General features: G+C 72.7%; 20 protein-coding genes. 16 read left to right on the top strand and 4 right to left on the bottom strand.

Annotated elements, in window-relative coordinates:
• On the bottom strand, nt 1-679 hold a 679-nt coding region (locus VIW71_RS19955), incomplete at its 3' end, for an FUSC family membrane protein (RefSeq protein WP_331623744.1).
• Between the two features lie 245 nt (nt 680-924).
• Between VIW71_RS19955 and VIW71_RS19950 the strand changes: the two genes are divergently transcribed.
• Both VIW71_RS19950 and VIW71_RS19945 read left to right on the top strand, forming a co-directional pair.
• On the top strand, nt 925-1,053 hold the full coding sequence (locus VIW71_RS19950; protein ID WP_331623748.1) for a hypothetical protein: 129 nt from the start codon (nt 925-927) through the stop codon (nt 1,051-1,053).
• A gap of 105 nt (nt 1,054-1,158) precedes the next feature.
• Complete coding sequence (locus VIW71_RS19945; protein WP_331623743.1) at nt 1,159-1,800, top strand: winged helix-turn-helix domain-containing protein; 642 nt, start codon at nt 1,159-1,161, stop codon at nt 1,798-1,800.
• Between the two features lie 42 nt (nt 1,801-1,842).
• Here VIW71_RS19945 and VIW71_RS19940 read toward each other — a convergent pair whose 3' ends face one another.
• Nucleotides 1,843-2,025 (bottom strand): hypothetical protein, encoded by a 183-nt coding sequence (locus tag VIW71_RS19940; protein ID WP_331623742.1) that lies wholly within the window; start codon nt 2,023-2,025, stop codon nt 1,843-1,845.
• Nucleotides 2,026-2,543: 518 nt separating this feature from the next.
• On the opposite strand from VIW71_RS19940, the gene VIW71_RS19935 reads away from it, so the two are divergent.
• Both VIW71_RS19935 and VIW71_RS19930 read left to right on the top strand, forming a co-directional pair.
• Nucleotides 2,544-3,062, top strand: a complete 519-nt coding sequence (locus VIW71_RS19935) for an SRPBCC family protein (RefSeq protein ID WP_331623739.1) — start codon at nt 2,544-2,546, stop codon at nt 3,060-3,062.
• A 166-nt stretch (nt 3,063-3,228) separates the two neighbouring features.
• Entirely contained in the window at nt 3,229-3,750 is a 522-nt protein-coding gene (locus tag VIW71_RS19930) for a GNAT family N-acetyltransferase (protein ID WP_331623737.1), read from the top strand.
• A gap of 108 nt (nt 3,751-3,858) precedes the next feature.
• Here the strand turns inward: VIW71_RS19930 and VIW71_RS19925 are convergent, their stop codons facing one another.
• Nucleotides 3,859-4,245 carry a hypothetical protein gene (locus VIW71_RS19925; RefSeq protein WP_331623736.1) on the bottom strand — a complete coding sequence of 129 codons (387 nt, stop codon included), beginning with the start codon at nt 4,243-4,245 and terminating at the stop codon, nt 3,859-3,861.
• 1,216 nt (nt 4,246-5,461) lie between these two features.
• Between VIW71_RS19925 and VIW71_RS19920 the strand changes: the two genes are divergently transcribed.
• The 7 genes from VIW71_RS19920 to VIW71_RS19890 all read left to right on the top strand — a co-directional run bounded on the left by VIW71_RS19920 (nt 5,462) and on the right by VIW71_RS19890 (nt 11,656).
• Entirely contained in the window at nt 5,462-6,805 is a 1,344-nt protein-coding gene (locus tag VIW71_RS19920) for a helix-turn-helix domain-containing protein (protein ID WP_331623735.1), read from the top strand.
• A 572-nt stretch (nt 6,806-7,377) separates the two neighbouring features.
• On the top strand, nt 7,378-8,520 hold the full coding sequence (locus tag VIW71_RS19915) for a hypothetical protein (RefSeq protein ID WP_331623734.1): 1,143 nt from the start codon (nt 7,378-7,380) through the stop codon (nt 8,518-8,520).
• A 423-nt stretch (nt 8,521-8,943) separates the two neighbouring features.
• Nucleotides 8,944-9,588, top strand: a complete 645-nt coding sequence (locus tag VIW71_RS19910) for a flavin reductase family protein (protein ID WP_331623732.1) — start codon at nt 8,944-8,946, stop codon at nt 9,586-9,588.
• Between the two features lie 177 nt (nt 9,589-9,765).
• Complete coding sequence (locus VIW71_RS19905) at nt 9,766-10,128, top strand: antibiotic biosynthesis monooxygenase family protein (RefSeq protein WP_331623731.1); 363 nt, start codon at nt 9,766-9,768, stop codon at nt 10,126-10,128.
• Between the two features lie 205 nt (nt 10,129-10,333).
• On the top strand, nt 10,334-10,825 hold the full coding sequence (locus VIW71_RS19900; protein ID WP_331623730.1) for a cupin domain-containing protein: 492 nt from the start codon (nt 10,334-10,336) through the stop codon (nt 10,823-10,825).
• A gap of 41 nt (nt 10,826-10,866) precedes the next feature.
• Nucleotides 10,867-11,235 carry an antibiotic biosynthesis monooxygenase family protein gene (locus tag VIW71_RS19895; protein ID WP_331623729.1) on the top strand — a complete coding sequence of 123 codons (369 nt, stop codon included), beginning with the start codon at nt 10,867-10,869 and terminating at the stop codon, nt 11,233-11,235.
• A 55-nt stretch (nt 11,236-11,290) separates the two neighbouring features.
• A complete protein-coding gene (locus VIW71_RS19890; RefSeq protein ID WP_331623728.1) occupies nt 11,291-11,656 on the top strand; it encodes an antibiotic biosynthesis monooxygenase family protein in 366 nt (121 codons plus the stop codon).
• 212 nt (nt 11,657-11,868) lie between these two features.
• Here the strand turns inward: VIW71_RS19890 and sigJ are convergent, their stop codons facing one another.
• Nucleotides 11,869-12,855, bottom strand: a complete 987-nt coding sequence (gene sigJ / locus VIW71_RS19885; RefSeq protein WP_331623727.1) for an RNA polymerase sigma factor SigJ — start codon at nt 12,853-12,855, stop codon at nt 11,869-11,871.
• 296 nt (nt 12,856-13,151) lie between these two features.
• On the opposite strand from sigJ, the gene VIW71_RS19880 reads away from it, so the two are divergent.
• From VIW71_RS19880 to VIW71_RS19860, 5 genes are all read left to right on the top strand, one after another.
• Nucleotides 13,152-13,775: a hemerythrin domain-containing protein gene (locus VIW71_RS19880; protein WP_331623724.1), complete on the top strand. Its 624-nt coding sequence runs from the start codon at nt 13,152-13,154 to the stop codon at nt 13,773-13,775.
• Between the two features lie 215 nt (nt 13,776-13,990).
• Complete coding sequence (locus VIW71_RS19875; protein ID WP_331623723.1) at nt 13,991-15,094, top strand: beta-ketoacyl synthase N-terminal-like domain-containing protein; 1,104 nt, start codon at nt 13,991-13,993, stop codon at nt 15,092-15,094.
• A 104-nt stretch (nt 15,095-15,198) separates the two neighbouring features.
• Nucleotides 15,199-16,827 (top strand): NAD(P)/FAD-dependent oxidoreductase, encoded by a 1,629-nt coding sequence (locus VIW71_RS19870; RefSeq protein ID WP_331623721.1) that lies wholly within the window; start codon nt 15,199-15,201, stop codon nt 16,825-16,827.
• An 89-nt stretch (nt 16,828-16,916) separates the two neighbouring features.
• The gene (locus VIW71_RS19865) at nt 16,917-18,452 is read left to right on the top strand and encodes an FAD-dependent monooxygenase (protein ID WP_331623746.1); all 1,536 of its coding nucleotides are present in this window, start codon (nt 16,917-16,919) and stop codon (nt 18,450-18,452) included.
• Entirely contained in the window at nt 18,449-19,792 is a 1,344-nt protein-coding gene (locus VIW71_RS19860; RefSeq protein WP_414720787.1) for an MFS transporter, read from the top strand. The genes VIW71_RS19865 and VIW71_RS19860 overlap by 4 nt, the downstream gene beginning before the upstream one ends.
• The last annotated feature ends 251 nt before the right edge of the window (nt 19,793-20,043 follow it).

Raw genomic sequence — 20,043 nt, 5'->3', positions numbered from 1 at the left:
GCAACTCCTCCGGGCGGTGCCTGGCCTGGCGGGCGGTGACCACGGCCGCGTTGCGTGCGGTCATCAGCGGGGCCGGGTCGAAGGCCGTCAGCGGATCGTCCCGCAGCCGCCGCGCGAAGTCCGCCTGGGCCGCGAAGGCGTCCGCGAGCGCGTCACGCCGCGCGCCCCAGCGCCGTACCGGGAAGAGCCAGATCAGGGCCGCCTGCACCAGGCCGCCCACCGCGATCAGCCCGGCGTGCTGGAGTGCGCCCGGCACGGAGGTCGGCAGCGTCACCACGACCAGCATCACGGCCGCGGTGAGGGAGGCGACCGTGCCGGTGGTCGGGCCGAACGTCCACGCCATGCCCGCGGCGAACGCCCACACCGCCAGCAGCGCGACGAACAGCACCAGGTGGGGGGCGGCCAGATATCCCAGGAAGGTGCTCACCGCCAGTCCCGCGCCGGTCGCCAGCGCCAGCACCGGGCGGGGGCGCCAACTGCGCTGGAAGACGGCGATCCCCGCGGCGAACGCGCCGAACGCCGACGAGGCGGCGACCGCGGGCGACCAGAGCCACAGGCACAGGCCGATCACCACCGCCACACCGGCCGCGGTGCGCAGCGCGAGCAGCGGATCGGGACGGCCGCGTTCCACGCGCAGCCCGGAGCGGGCCGTCTGCCGCAGGGCACGCCACCAGGTCATGCACCTGAGAATAGGCAGATACCGGGGCACACCAGCGCCCGGGGGATCTTCCCCGGTACGGCCAGGGCCCGCCCGCCGGTGCGTCCGCCCCGGGTCCGTACCGGCGCCGCGGCCCGGCACGGCCCGACCGCGTACCCACCGGTCCGCGTCCGGCGGCCCACGCGCCCCCGCGCCCGGTCGGGTCCACGGTGTGACCTCGCCCCTGCCCTCACGCCCCGCGCCCGCCGTCTGGTTCAATGGGGAACATGGCCAGCACTACTGACACCGGGACAGGTCGCTTCGACCTCGAGCCCTTCTGGCCGTCCCGGCAGGAGCACCACTTCGACCGCTGCTGTTGCCGCGCGATCCCCGCGCGGACCCGCGTCGCCCGCTGACCTGCCCGCATCCGGCCGCAAGCCGAGCCGGCCGCCGCCGTCGTCAGCACATCCGGTCCCGCGCACCACGGAGTCCCACGACCCTTCGCGCGAAAGAGCCGAACCATGTCGAACGTGTCGCAGTTCCAGCCCCTGTCCGCGACCGGAAGCGCAGGCGCTCCCGCGAGTGCGCCCGCCGCCCACCGGCAGCGCCTGCGGGCCGTACGTCCCGACGAGACGCCCCCGGCGCCGGACTTCCTGCCGCCCGGCGCCACCTGGATGCCCGCCCCCGGACACGTGCTGCCCGCCGTCGTGGGCGGCGCCCCGATGGTCGGCTACCTGGTGCTGGTCCCGGCGGAGTCCCTGCCGCCCGGCGACCGCCCCGCCGACCACGGCACCGTCCTCGGCGCCGACCACACCGCCGTCCTCAGCCCCGACCACGTCGCCGAGACGGACGGCACCACCCCGGTCCGGATCGACCCGGAGCGCCGTACCGCCGTGGTGGACGGCCGGCTGCTCGATCTCACGTACCTGGAGTTCGAGTTGCTCGCCCACCTCGTCGCCCACCCGCACCGGGTGCACTCCCGTGACCGACTGGTGACCACGGTCTGGGGGTACGGGCATGTGGGCGACGGCCGTACGGTGGATGTCCACATCGCCCGGCTGCGCCGCAAACTCGGCGCCGAGCACCGCGGCAGCATCGTGACGGTGCGCCGCGTCGGCTACAAGTACGCGCCCGCCGCGGCGGGGGTGCCGACCGGGCGGTGACGCCCGTCGTACGCGGCGGCCCGCGCCACCCGGCGGCGCCGGTCACGGCACGACCGTGACCGGCCGCCGTCCGGCCCCGACCAGCCGCGCGGCGACCGAGCCGACCAGCCGGCGCCCGGCTCGCTCGCAGGAGTCCACGACCACCGCGTCGGCCTTCGGCCGGCCGGCGGCCGTCGCCGGGCCGCTGCAGGGGTCGCCACGGGAGGCGTCGAACTCCCCCCGCACCCGGAGGGGCCGCCCTGCGCCGGCTCCACCGATTCGTGCATCTCCGCGAGCAGCGGCCCGGCCGTCCGGGTGTCCGCCTCCGACACCGGGACGCCGAGCCGCGCCGCCGGTCGGATGCGGCTGCACGTGCACCGGTGCGAGCCGGGCGCGCTGACGAGGCGCGAGCCCCGCGGGCGCAGGAGGCGGGCGGCTCGCCGGAACGTGTCCGGACCGTCCAGCCCGGCGCGTGCGACCTTCGGTCCGTCGCCACCGCGTCCGAAGCGCGCGGGCACCTGATGCTCTTCCGCGGCGCCGGGCTGTCCGCCCCGGGCCGGACCACTCCTGCCCGGATACGGAGCGTTCTCACCCGAATGGTCCCATTAGCACGACATATGAACTTTTGCGGGGCAGTCTTACCGAGAGGAGTGAAGCAGGCGGCGTTCTCCCTCGCCCGGCGCACGCACCGTCAAGTCCGGTCCGCGCGCCCCGCGTGCGGCAGGCCGCCCACGCCGCTAGCGGGGAGGTTTGTGATGCCGAGGGTGTCCACGAACGTGTTCGTGCCGAGGCCGGCCACGGAGGTCTTCGACTTCCTCGCCGACGCCCGCAATCTCGCCCTGTGGAGCTCGGGGGTGGCCTCCGTCGACCCCGCCTACGTCTGTCCCGGTCTCCATGCCGAGTACCGCTACCGGTATCCGGGCCGGCGCCGCCCGCACCGCCTGGTCTGCTCGCAGTTCGAGCCGAGTCGGCGGATAGCCTTCCGTGGCCAGCGGATGTGGAGCCCGCTCGGCACGCAGGTGCCGCTCTACGGGTTCGACCTCTCCCCGCACGCCGACGGCACGCAGGTCCGGCTGTCGGTCACCAGTTCGCTCAGCGCGGCGCTGCTGCTCTTCGCCCCCCTGGTCGCCATGGCGTGGCGGCGCGACCTGCCGGTCGACGGCGGCAAGCTCCGCGACCGGCTCGGCGGTGTCGTCCCGCCGGCGCCCGCGGCGCACCCCTCCCCGGCGGCCACGCCGATGCGCGCCGCCCCGGCTCCCCAGGGATTCGACTACGCTCATTGACTGTTAAACTAATAGCGCGAGGGTACGTCCCTCGCTCCTCGACAGCCCCGGTCTGGTCCCCCCGTCCCGGCCGGGGCTCCTGTCTTCCGTCACCCCGCACCGCACCGCTCGGGCCCGAGGTCCGCCCCGGGCCGTACGTGTCAGACCCGCGGCGTACGGTTCGACCATGGCGAAACCGTCTCAGCGCGTCCGGCTCCGGCCCTGGTCACCGGCGGACCTCTGGCTGTTGCGCAGGACCAACGCACCGGAGATGACCGAGCACCTGGGCGGCCCGGAGACCGAGGGACAGCTGGCCGTCCGGCACGATCGCTACCTGCGCATCGACGGCGAGGCCGGCCGGATGTACGCCGTCGTGCTGGAACCCGGCGGCGAGGTGGTCGGCTCCATCGGCTTCTGGGCGCAGACCTGGCAGGGCGAGGAGGTCTACGAGACCGGCTGGGGCGTCCTGCCGGAGTTCCAGGGCCGCGGTATCGCGGCCGAGGCGGCCCGCGCGGTCATGGCGGCGGCCCGGTTGCACGGCAACCGCCGTCACCTGCACGCCTTCCCCTCGGTCGACCACGCGGCCTCCAACGCGGTCTGCCGCAAGGCCGGTTTCACGCTGCTCGGCGAGGCCGACTTCGAGTACCCCCGGGGCAACCCGGTCAGGTCCAACGACTGGGTGGTCGACCTGGACGCACTGCCGGACTGATACGGGGGTGCGCCGCTGGACCCGCGCGCCCCGTACCGGCCCAGTGCGGCCCGGCCGTCTCCGGGGCGTGGTCCCGGCCTCTTCCCCCGCGCCGGAGGACGGCGGGGATCAGGCACCGGCCGCCCGCAGGCCCGGGACGATCTGCTGCCGCACGTAGCTCACGATGTCCCGGCCGCCGAGCCCGCCCTGGATCACCGTCACGCCGTGCGCTTCCGCCGCCTTGCGCAGTACGCGGCGTGAACCCCAGCCCACGCCGCCGCCGATCACCATCGCGGTGATCGTCCCGGTGCTGATCCGCGATACCGCGTCGGCGTCCCGGGTCACCCCTACGGCGTCGAACCCCTCCTCGCGCAGCGTCGAGATCGCTGCACTGACAATGCTCTCCATCCGGCCGATCACCAGAGCGGTCATGGTTGGCTGTCTCCCCTTGGACGCGCTGCAGCGCGCGTGATAGACGTCGGCACCAGCGTGGAACATCAAGAGCGGCGTTGCCATACCACAGGGTCCTGCCCATCGGCACCACCCGCGACACACGGATGGCGGTATCCCGCCATCCGTGACACCCCTTCACAAGGCCCTGTGGGCGCCCGCACCCCCGTCACCGTGGCCGCCGGCCCCGCCGGCTGCGTCTCGGTGCCGGCCGACGCGATGTCCCGGATCACCGCTTGGTTCCCACCGGCGGCCACGCCGCACATCGCGATCGGCACGACCCGGCACCGCCTCCGTCCTGCGCTACTGACGGCGGTTTCCGGCCGCACGCCGTGCCGAATTCGTCCGGCTTCCGTGTCGTGACATCACCGGGATATTCAGTCGAATTGACGGTATGGCAGCGCATTTTCACGGCCACCGGAAAGCGGCCGTGTCGGCCGCGCCGGCCGGGTAGCCGAATTCCGGCCCCCGAGCGGATTGCGGCCGGCCGTTCCGGCCCGCCGTCCCGGACCGCTCAGCGGTACACGACCGCGTCGTGGCGGTCCGAAGTGAATGTGATGTCCGTCACGGACGATAACCGTATCAAAAGGACATCTATGCGCATCACATGGTCGATTGATCTGTGTCAGTCGTGTAAAATTTTCCCCCAACTGGAACCCCTGGCAAGGCTGTTGACCCTGCTGCTGCGGCCCTGGCAGCCACAGGTCAGACGTTCGAGCGCCCGGCCGGTGGCCGGACCCCCGGCTGGAAATCCACGTGCCGGACAGCACTCGTCCGAGCCCGATCCGACGTGCCATGATGCGGCGCGGCCGAGCGGTGGCGAGCGCGAACCGGTGAACCACCGCACCGGCGCCCGGACGCGACCACTCGCGCCGGCATTCGGGGAGGTGGGCCCGTGCCGCTCCGAATTCGGCCGATCACGAACCACCCCTTCACCCGGGTAAGGGCTACGCGAGGGCGGGCGCCCTTCCTGTTCGCCCGGGACGCAGTGCTGGCAAAGAGCGGGGATGTGCTGACGGACATGCGAGCGAATACAAGGGGGGCATGAAAGCGTGTCAGGAGATGCGGGGTTTCACAGATACAGACCTGCGCACCGAAATGCGGGGCGGCGCCGCGGGATTCCGCGCTCAAGCGCCGCCGCTTCGTCCCTGGGACCTTCCGGGGCGGTGACGGTGCCGGCGGCCGGGAGGCGGGGGCAGCCGCCGCTCACACCGGGCAGGTCGGCCTCCTCACCCGGCGCGGCAGCCGCCGACTGCCCGCCGCGCGCAGGCGAGGTGCGGGCATGAGGAACGATTTACTGCTCGCTCTGCGGACGCAGCGCGGCTGGACCCAGGAGGAGCTCTCCGAACGCTCCGGGATCAGCGTACGCACCATCAGAAATCTGGAACGCGGCCGTATCCAGAGCCCGCGGCGCAGTTCGCTGGAACTGCTGTTCTCGGTACTCGACCCGGAATTACGGGGGAGGCGCGACAACGGCCCGGCCGGCAACCGGACGACCGGCGGCAGCGCCGGGTTCCCTGAACCGCCCGAAGCGTCGGCCGGCGGGCCGCCGATGAGCGGTCCGCCGCTGCCCCGCCCCAAGCCGGCCGGCCGCTGGCGCGGGCCGAGGCCCCCGAGAACCGCCCTGGTCGCCCGTGACGCCGACCTCGACCAGCTGTACGGGCTCGTCGCCCGCAACGCGGTCACCGTTCTCACCGGCCCGGGCGGCATCGGCAAGACCCGGCTCGCACTCGCCGTCGCGGAGCGGATCGCCGCCGAGACCGGCGGCGTCGTCGCGGTGGCGCAGCTCGGCCGGATCGCGGCCACCGCCGGGCGGCCGGGCGGTGACGGACCCGCCGCCCTCGCGACGGCCAGGCAGATCGTCGCCGACCTGCTGGGCGACGAACCGCGGTCACCCGGCACCGGCCCCGCGCTGCTGGTCCTCGACACCGCCGAGCACCTGCCGCAGGCCACCGCGCTCCTGGTGGAGCACCTGCGCGGCACCTGGCCCGAGCTGCGGCTGGTGGTCACCACCCGGCGCCCGCCGGTCCTGCCCGAGGCCCGGATCTGGGAGACGGCGCCGCTGCCGCCCGACGGCGCGGTGCAGCTCATGTACCGGCGGCTGGCGAGCAGTTCACTCGACCGGGACCTGACCGGCTCACCCGACCTCGTACAAGCCCTGTGCCGTGAGCTGGACGGCGTGCCGCGGCTGATCGAGTTCGCCGCGTACTGGCTGCGCAGCGTGCCGGTGTCCACCCTGCTGTCTCCGGAACACGTGCTGGAACTGCTCGGCTTTCCCGACTTCTCCGCGCTGCCCCACCAGCGGTCGCTGCGCAGCAGCCTGGAATGGAGCTGGGAAATGCTCACCGACCGCCAGCGGCAGTTCATGACCCGGCTCGCCGAGCAGCAGGACGTGCTGACCGGTACCGCAGCCGAACTCGCCGCTCTGGAACCGGACTTCGTCCGCACCGAAGCGGTGCGGCTGCTCGGCGAACTCGCCGACGCCTCGCTGCTCCAGGTACGCAGGGGAGACCGCTACGAGTACCGGATGCTGCGGCACGTGCGGGCGTTCGTACGGCACCGGGCCCGAGCGGCGGCGGCGCCGTCCGTTCCGGCACAGCAGGTGGCCGCCCGAGGGCGCGCCTGAGCCGCCGGACGGCGTCCGCGGATCCGCCCGGACTCGCGCCCGGTGCCACGACGGCGCCCGCCGGGGCTCACCCGGCGGGCGCCGTCGCATGCCCGCCGCCCCTCCCGGCGCGCCGCCCGCGCCCGCCCCGGCCTCGCCGGCGCACCGGTCGCCGTCCGTAGCCGGCATAAAGTTTCAGCCCTTGTACGCGGTTGGCGCTCGCAGCCGGTCATCGTGTCCCATGTGTCGCGCAGGACACATCCGCACCGCGGGTATGTCAGAGAAATGTCAGACGGCGGGGCAACCGGGGAGCGGCTCCCACAGGCGTACCGGCGCCCGTAACAGCCGAATCGCCGAGAATGAGCCGATGCCCATAAGCCGTATCCGGGCAGGAAAGCCCCCGCTGCATGGCCGGAATCCGGAGAGCTTCCCTCCGCGGGCGTCCCGCGGACCGGGAACGGCGCTCCGGCCTGAACCGTCTGGCTTGTTGTCGCCTCCCGGTCCTTGTGTGCCCTGATGGGGTGTCGCTAGCGGCCCGTACGGTGGACCGGAAGTGCATGACCCGTGACGCTGAGACACGAAAGGGCGGTGCCATGTCGTTCGCAGAGGAACGCACCCAGGCTGTCGAAGACGTCGTCCACGCATGGACGTACGGCAGCAACTGCCTGCTGTACGAAGGCGGCGGCGGGTCCGAGGTCAACGTCGGATCCGAGACCGGGCCACCACGGACGCTCTCGCACGCCGAGGCCGTACAGACCATTCACGCCCAGTTCGTGCTGCTGGCGCTCGACGCCGACCTCGACCGGCTCCAGGCCACCGGGCAGGCCTGCTACCAGACGGCCGCCGGGATGCAGCAGACCCATCCGGCCGAGGCCCGGGCGTACGTACGCGCCGCGGACCTGTGCGACCGCGCCGCCGAACTGGTGGTCGCGGTCGGCGCCGCCGATGACGAGCGGGCCAGGCGGCGGCTGCTCGCGGTCGCCGAACACGACACCACCATGGCCACCGGCGGTATCGACCCGACCGTCGCCGAGCGGGCCCGGCGCGCGCTCGAACTCGCGCTGTCCGAGGCCGAGTCGAAGGAACGTGCCACCCCGCCGCCGGCCGTCCGGTACCCGGGTCCGTCCTACGACGCGGCCACCGGACGGCACCGGATCGGCGTGACCTCGACCGGCGAGGCCGCGTACTGGCGTCTCAACACCCCTGGAGAGGGCGTCGAGTGCGGCCTGATCTGCGGGGCGCCGGGCACCGGGAAGAGCAACTTTCTGCGGATGGTGCTGCTGGAGGCCGCGCTCCAGCCCACGTTCGACCTCTGGCTGGCCGATCCGGCCGACCGCCACGAGGTTCCGGCCCCCATTGCGAAGTCGGCGGTGAAGACGGCCGTGAACCACCGGGACACCGTGGAACTACTGCGTGAGGCGGTCGCCGTCATCTCCGAGCGCGCCCGGCGCGGTCCGCTGCCCGACCCCTCCCCTCGTCGGCCCGGTATTGTCCTCGCGATCGAGGACTGCCATCTGGTCTTCGGCGACGACCTGGAGGCCACCCGCCTCGCCGAGCGGATCGTCGCGGAGGGCGGGCGGTTCGGCGTGGCCCTGGTGGCCACCGCCCCGGACGCCGATCTGGCGTACTTCGGCGGCAGCGTCGCCCTGCGTACCGGCCTGGCCAGGACCAACCGGTTCCCGCTGGGCCCTGGTGGCCGGCGCATGCTGAACGAACTCCAGCACAACTCACTGTGACGGTGTGACACGTCGCTCCGGCCCTGCCCCGGTCGGAGCCCGCCGGCCGGCAGCGCACACTCCCCCCGTGGTGTGCGCTGCCGACCAGGCAGAACTACGGGACTCATATTATCCGCCGCGCATACCACCCGCAATACGTCGCGGCCCCCGATCCGCCGGCGCGCCCTCGCCGCGGTCGACGGGAAAACAGGCGGGACATCAGATGGCACAGCCAACGGACATGTGGTGCCGGACCCTTGCGTCCTCGGCATGTGACATTCCGCTGACATGGAGCGGGCACGCCCCGGAGAGTCGGACGACGCCTCTGTCGTTCCTGACTCAGTTCTGAAATCGGGGATCTTGTGACGAACCGCCTGGAGCGAAGAACCTTGTAGTCAGAATCCGGTGTGGTGTCGGCAGGTACTGGTTCGGGAGGTGTGGACGATGGCAGGTGCGACGTCGTCGAACTCGGTGGCGGCGGCAGCCGCGGCCGGGGCGGGGAGCGCCGCGGCGCCGCCCGGTGAACCGCTGGGCGCCCCTGCGCCGGTGACCGGGCTGATGTCGCTGCATCAGGCCCACCCGGTGGACGGCCGGACGCTGCGGACCGTGTGCGGCATGTTCGTCACCGGCGTCACCGTGATCACCAGCGGTGAGGACGGCCAGGCGGAGGGCACCACGGTGAACTCCTTCACCTCCGTGTCGCTCGACCCGCCGCTCGTGCTGTTCTGCCTGCACAACGAGTCCAGGCTGCGCACGGTCGTCGAGAGCTCACAGAAGTTCGTGGTGAACTTCCTCCAGGGCCAGCAGGAGAGCCTGGCCCGGGCCTTCGCCGGCAAGGGAACCGCGGAGATCCGCGACGTCGCCCACCACCCGTCGGTGACCGGCGTGCCGGTGCTCAGCGACGCGCTGGCGTTCCTGTCCTGCCGCCTGGTCGACACCTTCGACGGCGGCGACCACACCATCTTCGTCGGCCAGGTGGTCGAGCTGGGCGTGCCCCGGCAGCACCAGGAGCCGCTGGTCTTCTTCCGCGGCTGGCTGGGCGCGCTGGAGGAGGAACTGCGCGGCGTGCACCCCATCATCGACGGCTGACGGCAGGCCCCGTCCTCGGCGGCCGGCAGGCCGGCCCGGACGACGGGGCCCTGGATGTCCCGGCTGCGGTGACACGTCTTCCCCGCCCGATCGCGCGCCGCGCCGAGGGCGGGGGTCACGGGGGAACTTCTGCAGATTCGGATGCATCTGACAAGAAAGGCAGTGATCACCATGGTGATGATCAAGCACTTGGACCCCTCCACTCCGTTCGAGGCGCAGCTCAAGGAGGAGTCAGGTCCCGTATGCATGATCGAGACCATCTTCGTCCCCCGGGAGCAGACGGAGGAATTCCTCCGGATCTGGAAAGAAGACGCCGGATACATGAAGCGGCAACCGGGGTTCATCTCCGCACAGCTCCACAGGGGCACCGCGGGCAGTCAGTTACTCGTCAACGTCGGGGTCTGGGAATCCACTCAGGCTCTCCTGACCGCGTTCGCCTCGCCGGAGTTCCAGTCGAAGGCGGCGCAGTACAACGATGAGATCACTGGGTACCCGCACATCTTCGAGCGGATCGCCGTCGAAGGCATCTGCATCGCCTGAGAGCCGCCCGGGGCGCTGACGAGCGCCGGGCCGGAGCTCTGGGGTACCGGTCCGGCGGCGCGCGTCGTCCCGGCGGTACGTGAAGGTCCGGCTGCCGCAGCCACCGGCGGATGCGGCAGCCGGCCCGTTCGGGGCCGACCCGGCAGCACGCCGGGGCCGGCCCCTTCGTCAATTTCGTGTCGTTTCCGGTGGAGGTGTGGTGGGCGTGGAATCCGGCAAGGTGACCCGGCTCGACGAGCTCGTACCGATCACGTACGGCGGCGGTGAGGAGACCCGCATGCTGCTGCGCAGCGCGGACACCGGCGGCCTGTACTCGTTCTACGAGGTGCGTATGCCGGCGGGCGAGGGCTCGGTACGGCATGTGCACCACGGCACCGACGAGTCGTTCTACGTCGTCGAGGGCGAGTTCGAGATCAAGATCGGCGACGAGGTCCACAAGGCGACCCCGGGCACGATGGTCTACGGCCCGCGGGGCGTCGTCCACTCCTTCTACAACACCTGGGACAAGCCCAGCACGATGCTGTGCACCATGACGCCCGGCGGCATCGAGGACTTCTTCGAGGAGCTGAGCGAGCTGCTCACCCGCCCCGAGCGGCCCGACTGGGAGCAGATCAAGGCGGTCGGCGAGCGGCACCGGATCACCGCCGACCGGCCGATGGGCGGCCCGCACGGCGGCCCGCCGGTCGGCGAGCCGTAACCGCAGACCGAACCCGTACCGACCGAACAGGGGATGGACCGATGGCCAGGGCAGTGGATCTGGACCCCGCGACGCCGATGCGCGCGCAGTTCCAGGAAGAGACCGGTCCCGTGGTACTGATGAACACGTTCTTCGTGCCGCGGGAGCGCACCGACGAGTTCCTGAAGCTGTGGCAGGCGGACGCCGCCTTCATGAAGTCGCAGCCGGGGTGCATCTCCATCCAGCTCCACCAGGGCACCGCGGGCAGTCAGTTGCTGGTGAACCTCGCCGTGTGGGAGTCGAGCGCCGCACTCGCCAAGGCGCACGCCGACCCGGAGTTCCGGAAGCTGTCGGCGCGGCTGCCGGACGACATCGTGGCCCACCCGCACCTGTTCACCAAGGTCGCCGTCGACGGGGTCTGCGTCGCCTGACCGGCCCGGGACCGTACAGCCAGGTTCGGCGAAGAGCGCGGAAGGCGGAGACGAGATGAATCTGGAAAGCCTGGACCCCGAGACCCCGTTCGAGGCCCAGTTGGGGGAGGAGACCGGACCGGTGGTCGTGGTCAACACGTTCGTCGTGCCCGAGGGGCTGATGGACGCGGTGATCAGGAACTGGGAGGAGGACGCGGACTTCATGAAGTCGCAGCCGGGGTACATCTCGGCGCAGCTCCACCGCGGGGTCGCCGGCAGCAACCTGCTCATGAACGTTGCGGTGTGGGAGTCCACCCAGGCGCTCGCCCGGGCCTTCGCCGACCCGGCGTTCCACACCCAGGTCCACCAGTACCCCGAGGGCGTACGGATCCTCCCGCACGTCTACCGCAGGATCGCGGTCGACGGGGTCTGCGTCGCCTGACCCCCGGCGCCGCACGCACCGCACGCATCCCCTTACCTGATACGGCGTGCGCACCCGGCGACCGGTGCGCGCGCCATCCGTCCTCCCCGGGTGCGCGGGGAGAAGGGGTCGGGAGCCGCCGGGTGACCGGTGCCCCCCGCCGGCGGCGGGGACGGCGAACCGGTCCGGGGGTTCACCCGGCGGCTCCCGGGTCTGTGTCGGGCCCCCGGGCCCTACGGTTTGTCCTGGTGGTCGTCCTCGTCGTCCAGCCGGACCCGGGAGAGCTTGTCCGGATTGGTGACCAGGTAGATGTCGGTGACGTGATCGCTGCTCGGGTTGAGGTCCATGACCATGACCGCGTAGGGCGAGTCGCCGGAGAAGACCACGGCCGACGGGTCGCCGTTGACGTGCTGGTAGCGGATGTCCAGGGACGGCGGGACACGGGTGGTCGCGTAGCCGTTGAGCAGCCGGGCCACCTTCTCGCGGCCCTGCACCGGCCGCAGCGCGCTGCGGGCCTTGCCGCCGCCGTCGGTCCACAGCGTCACGTCGGGCGCGAGCAGGCTCATCAGACCGGTCAGGTCGCCGCCGAGTGCGGCGGCGATGAACCGCTCGGTGACCTGCCGCTGGAGGTGCGGGTCGGCCTGGTAGCGGGGCCGGCGGGCCTGGACGTGCTCGCGGGCGCGGTGCGCGAGCTGCCGGACCGCCGACGGGCTGCGGCCCAGGATCTCGGCGATCTCGGTGTGCGCGTACCCGAACACCTCGTGCAGTACGAAGACGGCCCGCTCCAGCGGGGTCAGCGTCTCCAGCACCACCAGCAACGCCATCGACACCGACTCGTTGCGCAGCGCCGGCTCGGCCGCGTCGGCGGCCTGGGCGGCCTGCGCGGTGTCCTGCGCCTCCGGGTTCTGCGTGATCAGCGGCTCGGGCAGCCACGGGCCGACGTACGTCTCGCGGCGGCGGCTGATGCTGGCCTGCCGGGCGAGTGCCTGGTTCACCGCGATCCGGACCAGGTACGCACGCGGGTTGTCGATCTCCTCGGCCAGCGGCTGGCTGCTGCGGCGGGCCCAGGCCAGCCACGTCTCCTGCAGGACGTCCTCGGTGTCCGAGACGCTGCCCAGCATGTTGTAGACCACCGAGAACAGCAGCTCCCGATGACCCACGAACACCTCGGTCGCGCGGTCACCAGCAGCCGTTGGGTGCTGTGCCGGACTGTCGGACACGATTGAGCCTCCCCGTTGTGCGTTTCCCCTAAGAGCGACCGGGCCCTCGCAAGCGTGACACTTCCTGCGGCCAATGTGACGCACGTCTCCTCCGGCCGCGGCGTTCGGCCTGGTGAGACCGGTGTGCCCGGGTTTACCGGTGATCCATTCGGTCCACCATGTCACAGCCGAGGACGACCGAAAGCTCTCTGTCTGTACAGGATGTCCCACCCCGGGGGTCCCTGGGCACGCGTCACCCCCGACCCGTCACCCCCGACCCGTCACCCCCCGCACCCGAAAGAAGGAAGTAGTCCGCCGTGGCCGACACACAGCAGGACATCGATTTCACCGTCATGTACGCCACCCACCACGCGTTCCGCCGCGACCTGCGGCGGCTGGCCGCCGCCGTGGAGGCCGGCCACCGCGACGCGCCGCGGGTCCGGGCCGGCTGGGACAACTTCAACCACCAGTTGCACGTCCACCACGCCGTCGAGGACAGCAGCCTGTGGCCGCAGGTGGCCGCGAAGGTCGCCGGCCGCCCCGGGGACCAGAGGCTGCTGGACGAGATGGAGGCCGAGCACGCGCAGCTCGACCCGCGGCTGGCAGCGGTCGACACCGCCCTGCGGGACGGCTCACCGGACCTCGCCGCGCACATCCAGGATCTCTACGAGGTGATGGACGAGCACTTCACGCACGAGGAGACCAAGGCGCTGCCGCTGATCCAGGACGTGCTGACGGTGGCGGAGTGGAAGAAGTTCGGCCGGGCGAACGCCGGGGCCCTCGGACTGAAGGGCGTCGCGGTCTACGTCCCCTGGATCACCGACGACGTCCCGGCGGCCGACCGGCGCGCGTTCCTGAACGCCATGCCGCCGCCGCTGAAGGTGTTCAACAAGCTGCTGTGGAAGCGGCAGTACGACAAGCGCGGACTGTGGCAGGCGTGACGGCACCCGCGTGACCACCGGTCCCACGCGCCCGGCCGGGGGCGGGGAGGCGGGGTCGACGGCACGCGCCACCGGGCGCGGTGCCCGGAGAGCTTCGGTTGTGGAGGGGGCGTGGCCATGGACAGCACGGTGACCCCGGGACCGGCCCGCCCGGCCCCTCGCACCGGCCGCACCGGGCGGACGCCCGGCGTGGCCCCGGTCCTGCGGAGGGTGACGTGAGCGGCGCGGTGGTGGTGACGGGTCTCGGCATCGTGTCGCCCGCGGGCCTGGACGTACGGGACTACTGGGCGCAGGCGTGCGGCGCCAGGAGCGTCCGGCACCACGCCCCGGCCGGGCTCGCGGACGAGCCGCCGGGGCCGTACGGGAGCGCGGCGCAGGAGCAGATCTGGGGCCGCCCGCAGGACGACCGGATCGCCCGGCTCGCGCTGGCCGCCGCCGACTGGGCGCTGGCCGACGCGGGCATCAGCCCGCGGGACCTGCCCGAGGTACGTCCGGACGCGGTCTCCGCGGTCACCGCCGCCGCGGCCACCGCGATCGGCGCCAGGCCCCGGACCGGCGGCTGGCCGGGCTCCGGCTCGCGCACCGGCCCGTCCCCGCGCGGGCCGCGTGGCGCGCACGGGGACGCGTACCGCTCGTTCGCCTGGTTCTACGCCGTCGCCAGCGGGCAGATCTCGGTCCGCGACGGGATGAAGGGCCTGGACGCGGTCGCGCACGCCAGGCGGCAGATCCGGCAGGGCAACCGGCTGATCGTCTCCGGCGGGGTGGACGCGCCGGTCTGCCCGGCCGGCCGGGCGGCCGGGGCCCGGCCCGGCGGCGGCGCCCTGCTGGTGCTGGAGGACGCGGTGGGCGCGCTGGCCCGTGGCGCCAAGATCTACGGTGAGGTGGCCGGCTACGGTGCCACCTTCGACCCCGACCCGGGCGGCCGGCGCGAGCGCGGGCTGCGGCGCGCCGTCGAACTCGCCCTGGCCGACGCCTGGTCGCTGCCCGGCGAGGTGGACGCCGTGTTCGTACCGGGTCTGGACGCCGCCGAAGCCGCCACCGTCACCGCGGTGTTCGGCGTGCACGCCGTCCCGGTGACCGCGCCGCGCACCATGACCGGCCGCCGCTACCAGGGCGCCGCCGCCCCGCTCGACCTGGCCGCCGCCCTGCTGGCCATGCAGGAGGGACTGATCCCGCCCACCGCCGACATCCTGCCGTCCCCCGGCTACGACCTGAACCTGGTCCTGTCGCCGCGCACGGCGGAACTGCGCACCACCGTGGTGCTCGGCCGCGGCCACGGCGGCTTCAACTCCGCCGTGGTGCTGCGCACCGTCGACTGACCGCACCATCCGCTCAGACCCACCGCGACGTCCCCCTCCCGTACCGGGAGCGGGGATGTTTCGGCATGCCCCGACACATTCCGACCCGGGAGGGACGAAGCAGCATGAACACAACCGAGAGTCAGGCACAGTCCGTTGAGAAATTCGATGTGGCGATCCTCGGCGCGGGCATGGCCGGCGGCATGCTGGGCGCGGTGCTGGCCCGTAACGGGGTGAAGGTCCTCCTCATCGACGCCGGCACGCACCCGAGGTTCGCGGTGGGCGAGTCCACGATCCCGTACACCTCCTCGATGACCCGGATCATCGCCGAGCGCTACCAGGTGCCGGAGATCGAGCCGCTGGCCAGCTTCAAGGGCGTCACGGAGAAGGTCGCCCCGATGAGCGGCCGCAAGCAGAACTTCGGCTTCGTCTACCACAAGGAGGGGCAGGCGCAGGACCCCGAGCAGATCAACCAGCTCGTGGTGCCCGAGTGGCAGCGCACCGAGACGCACCTGTTCCGGCAGGACGTGGACGCGTACCTGTTCAACCTGGCCGTCTCCTACGGCGCGGTGCCCAAGGTCGGCACCAAGATCAGCGACATCGAGGTCTTCCCCGAGCACGGGGTGCTGCTCCGCTCGGACAAGGGCGAGGAGTACCACGCCAGTTACCTGGTCGACGGCAGCGGCTTCCGCTCGCCGGTCGCGGACGCCTTCGGGCTGCGGGAGAAGCCGACCCGCGCCAAGACCCACTCGCGCACCCTGTTCACGCACATGGTGGGCGTCACCCCGTTCGACGACACCACGGCGGCCCGCTCGCACAAGCAGCCCAGCCCCTGGCACCACGGCACCCTGCACCACGTCTTCGACGGCGGCTGGCTGTGGGTGATCCCGTTCGACAACCACGACGGCGCCCTGAACACCCTGTGCAGCGTCGGCCTCACCCTGGACGAGCGGGTCTTCCCGCCGCAGCCGGGCGTGTCCCCGCAGGAGGAGTTCGAGGCGTTCCTGGAGCGCTTCCCGGCGATCGCCGAGCAGTTCGAAAGCGCCACCGCGGTCCGCCCGTGGGTCGCCACCGGCCGTCTGCAGTACAGCTCCTCGCGGACCGTCGGGGACCGCTACTGCCTGACCGCGCACGCGGCCGGCTTCATCGACGCCCTGTACTCGCGCGGCCTGACCAACACCCTGGAGGTCGTCAACTCGCTGGCCTGGCGGCTCATCGAGGCGTCCAAGGACGGCGACTGGTCCACCGAGCGCTTCGCGTACATCGACGAGCTCCAGCAGGGCCTGCTCGACATCCACGACGACCTGGTCTACTGCTCCTTCGTCGGATTCCGCGACTACGACCTGTGGAACGCGGTCTCCCGGGTGTGGGAGTCGACCAGCATCCTGCCCACCGTCACCATCGACAAGGCCTACCGCACCTACATGGCCACCCGTGACGAGCAGGTCTTCCGCGACCTGGAGAAGCGGGACGTGCCCGGCCTGCCGGCCCTGGTCGGACAGGACATCTCGCGGTTGCTCGGCTTCGCCCGCGGCATCTGCCAGCAGGTCGACGCGGGGACGCTCGACCCCAAGGAAGCCTCCGCACAGCTCTTCGAGCACCTCCAGCAGTCCGCGTTCCTGCCCGCCCCGTTCGAGCTGGGCTCCCCGGAGAACCGGTGCTTCGAGGCGACCCCGGCCATCATCCAGGCCGCCGTCGCCTGGGCCGGCACCGACGCCGCGCCCGCCAACATCGCCTCGCTCTTCGGCGCCTGACCGCGCCCGCGCCGCGGCCGGCCCACCCGCCGGGCCGCGGCCCGACCACCGCCGGGACCCGTAACCCAGACAGGAGACACGACGTGGACATGCAGAGTGAGGCGGCGGGCGGCGCGGGCGGAGCCGCGCTCGACGCCGATGTGATCATTGTCGGTGCCGGCCCGGCCGGCCTGATGCTCGCCGGTGAACTGCGCCTGGGCGGGGCCAAGGTGATCGTCCTGGAGCGGCTGCTGCAGCCCACCGGGCAGTCCCGCGGCCTCGGCTTCACCGCCCGCGCCATGGAGGTGTTCGACCAGCGCGGCCTGCTGCCCGCCTTCGGCGGACCGAACGGCACGCTGGAGATCAGCCCGTTGGGCCACTTCGGCGGCATCCAGTTCGACTTCACGGTGCTGGAGGGCTCCCACTTCGGCGCCCGCGGTATCCTGCAGTCGCTCACCGAGTCCGTCCTCGAACAGTGGGCGGTGGGCCTCGGCGCCGACCTGCGGCGCGGCTGGGAGTTCCTGGAGTTCGGCGAGGGGGAGGGCGGGGTGACGGTCACCGCGGGCACCGCCGACGGCGTACGGCACCTGCGCGCGTCCTACCTGGTCGGCTGCGACGGCGGCCACAGCGCGGTCCGCAAGGCGGCCGGCTTCGAGTTCCCCGGCACCAACGCCACCCGGGGCATGTACCTGGCCGACGTGGTCGGCTGCGGGCTGCGCCCCCGGTTCCTCGGCGAGCGGCTGCCCGGCGGCATGATCATGGCCGCGCCGCTGCGCGAGGGCGTGGACCGCGTCATCGTCGTGGAGAACGGCACCCCGGCGCCCGACCGCAGCGAGTCGCCGAGCTTCGCCGAGATCGCCGGCGCCTGGGAGCGCATCACCGGCGAGGACATCAGCGGCGGCTCCGCGGACTGGGTGAGCTGGTTCTCCGACGCCACCCGGCAGGTCACCGAGTACCGGCGCGGCCGGGTGCTGCTGGCCGGCGACGCCGCCCACGTCCACCTGCCGGCCGGCGGCCAGGGCCTGAGCACCGGCGTCCAGGACGCCGCCAACCTCGGCTGGAAGCTGGCCGCGGTCGTCACCGGCTGGGCGCCGCAGGAACTGCTCGACACCTACCACGGCGAACGCCACCCGGTCGGCAAGCGGCTGCTGATGAACACCGCCGCCCAGGGCATGATCTTCGTGGGCGGCCCGGAGATGGACCCGATCCGCGCGATGTTCACCGAGCTGATCGACCACGAGGAGGTCCGCCGCCACCTGTCGGGCATCGTCAGCCACGTGGACATCCGCTACCCGTACGGCGGACCGGACGCCCACCCGCTGGTCGGCCGCCGCATGCCGCACCTCGACCTCACCGTGGCCGGCGGCACCAGCAGCACCACCGAGCTGCTGCACCCCGCCCAGGGCGTCCTGCTCGACCTCGTCGGCGACCCGGCCCTGCGGGGCGTGGCCGCGCCGTGGAAGAGCCGGGTCGTCCCGGTCGCCGCGGCGCTCGCCGACAGCGACTCCCCAGCCGCCGCGGAACTGACCGGGGCCACCGCTGTGCTGATCCGCCCCGACGGCCACGTGGTCTGGGCCTCCGCCGAGGGCGACGGCCTGGCCGCCGCCCTCGAGCGCTGGTTCGGCGCGCCCGAGACGAGCGCGTGAAGACCGAGCTCCGCCAGAAAGGCGCCCGCCGCTCGCCGGCGGGCGCCTTTCGCACCCTGACCGGTGCGCTGCTCTCCCCGAGCGGCGCCTTCCGGTCGCTGTCCGTCCGCAATTTCCGGCTCTTCGCCCTCGGCCAGGTCGTCTCGGTCGCGGGCACCTGGATGATGGTCGTCGCCCAGGACTGGTCGGTGCTCTCCCTCACCGACGACTCGCCCACCGCGCTCAGTGTGGTGACCGCCCTCCAGTTCACGCCCGTGCTGCTGCTGGCGCTCTACGGAGGGCGGCTCGCCGACCGCTACGACAAGCGGGCGCTGCTCACCGCCGCCAACCTGGTGTGCGCGGCGCTGGCCGTCGGGCTCGCCCCGCTGATGCTCACCGGCTCGCTGCGGCTGTGGCACCTTTACCTGTTCGCGCTGGGCCTGGGCACCGCGAGCGCGGTGGAGATCCCCGCCCGGATGTCGTTCGTCCGGGAGATGGTCGGTCCCGAACTGCTGCCGAACGCCTCGGCGCTGAGCGCCGCGTACTTCAACATCGCCCGGGTGGCCGGGCCGGCTCTGGGCGGGCTGCTGGTCGGCTGGCTCGGCACCGGGCTGGTCGTACTGGTCAACGCCGTCAGTTATCTGGCGACGGTCGTCGCGCTGCGGATGATGCGTCCCGCCGAACTGCACCGGGCGGGCGGCAGCGCCGCCCGGGCCCGGGTCGTCGACGGGCTGCGCTACACCGCGAGCCGCCCCGACCTGCTGCTGCCGCTGGCGCTGGTCGCCGTGATCGGCCTGTTCGGCTTCAACTTCCAGCTCACGCTGCCGCTCATCGCCAAGACCGTGTTCCACACATCGGCGGCCTCCTTCGGTCTGCTCACCACCGCGCTCGCGGTCGGCTCGCTGGCCGCCGCACTGGTCACCACCGCCCGCAGAACCCGGCCCAGCGCCCGGCTTGTCACCGGCTCCGCGCTCGCCTTCGGGGCGTCGGAGGCCGCAGCCGGGTGGGCACCGGGCTACGCCACCGCCCTGCTGCTCCTCACCGTCACCGGCTTCACCAGCCTCTACTTCGCGCAGGCCGCCAACCACCGCATCCAGCTCGGCGCGGACCCCGCCTACAGCGGCCGTGTGCTGGCGATCTACGCGCTGATCCTCCAGGGGACCACGCCGCTCGGCGCCCTCGTCATCGGCTGGCTCGCCCAGCATCTGGGCGCCCGGTCCGGACTCTACGCGGGTGGCGTCATCTCGCTGGCCGCCGCGCTGGTGGCTGCCGCCGTCGACCGTCCCAGGCGGCGGGGCGCCGAGCCGCTGCCGGCCGAGCCCGTACGGCCCGGCACCGACCGCCCGGTCGGCGGCGCCTGACGTCCCGTACGGCGCCCGCGCCGTCCGCTGTATGTGTGGCGGCCGGCGGTTCGTGGTCCCGGCGTGCGACCGCTGGGGAGTGCGGGCTCCGGTCTCTCCGTGCCATGGCCGGCAACCCGCCGCTGCCGTCACGGCGCGTCTCCGCCTGCGGCCGCATCGTGGCTGGTCGCGCGGTCCCGCGCCCTGCGGGGCGCGCTGCCGGTGAGCGCCGCCGACCGTTGTGGCGGTCCCAGACCTACCGGCCCCCCGCC

This window comes from Streptomyces sp. (assembly GCF_036524955.1).
Taxonomy (GTDB): domain Bacteria; phylum Actinomycetota; class Actinomycetes; order Streptomycetales; family Streptomycetaceae; genus Actinacidiphila.
The sequence above is the reverse complement of the archived record's forward strand: the minus strand, read 5'-3'. Positions and strand labels throughout refer to the sequence as shown.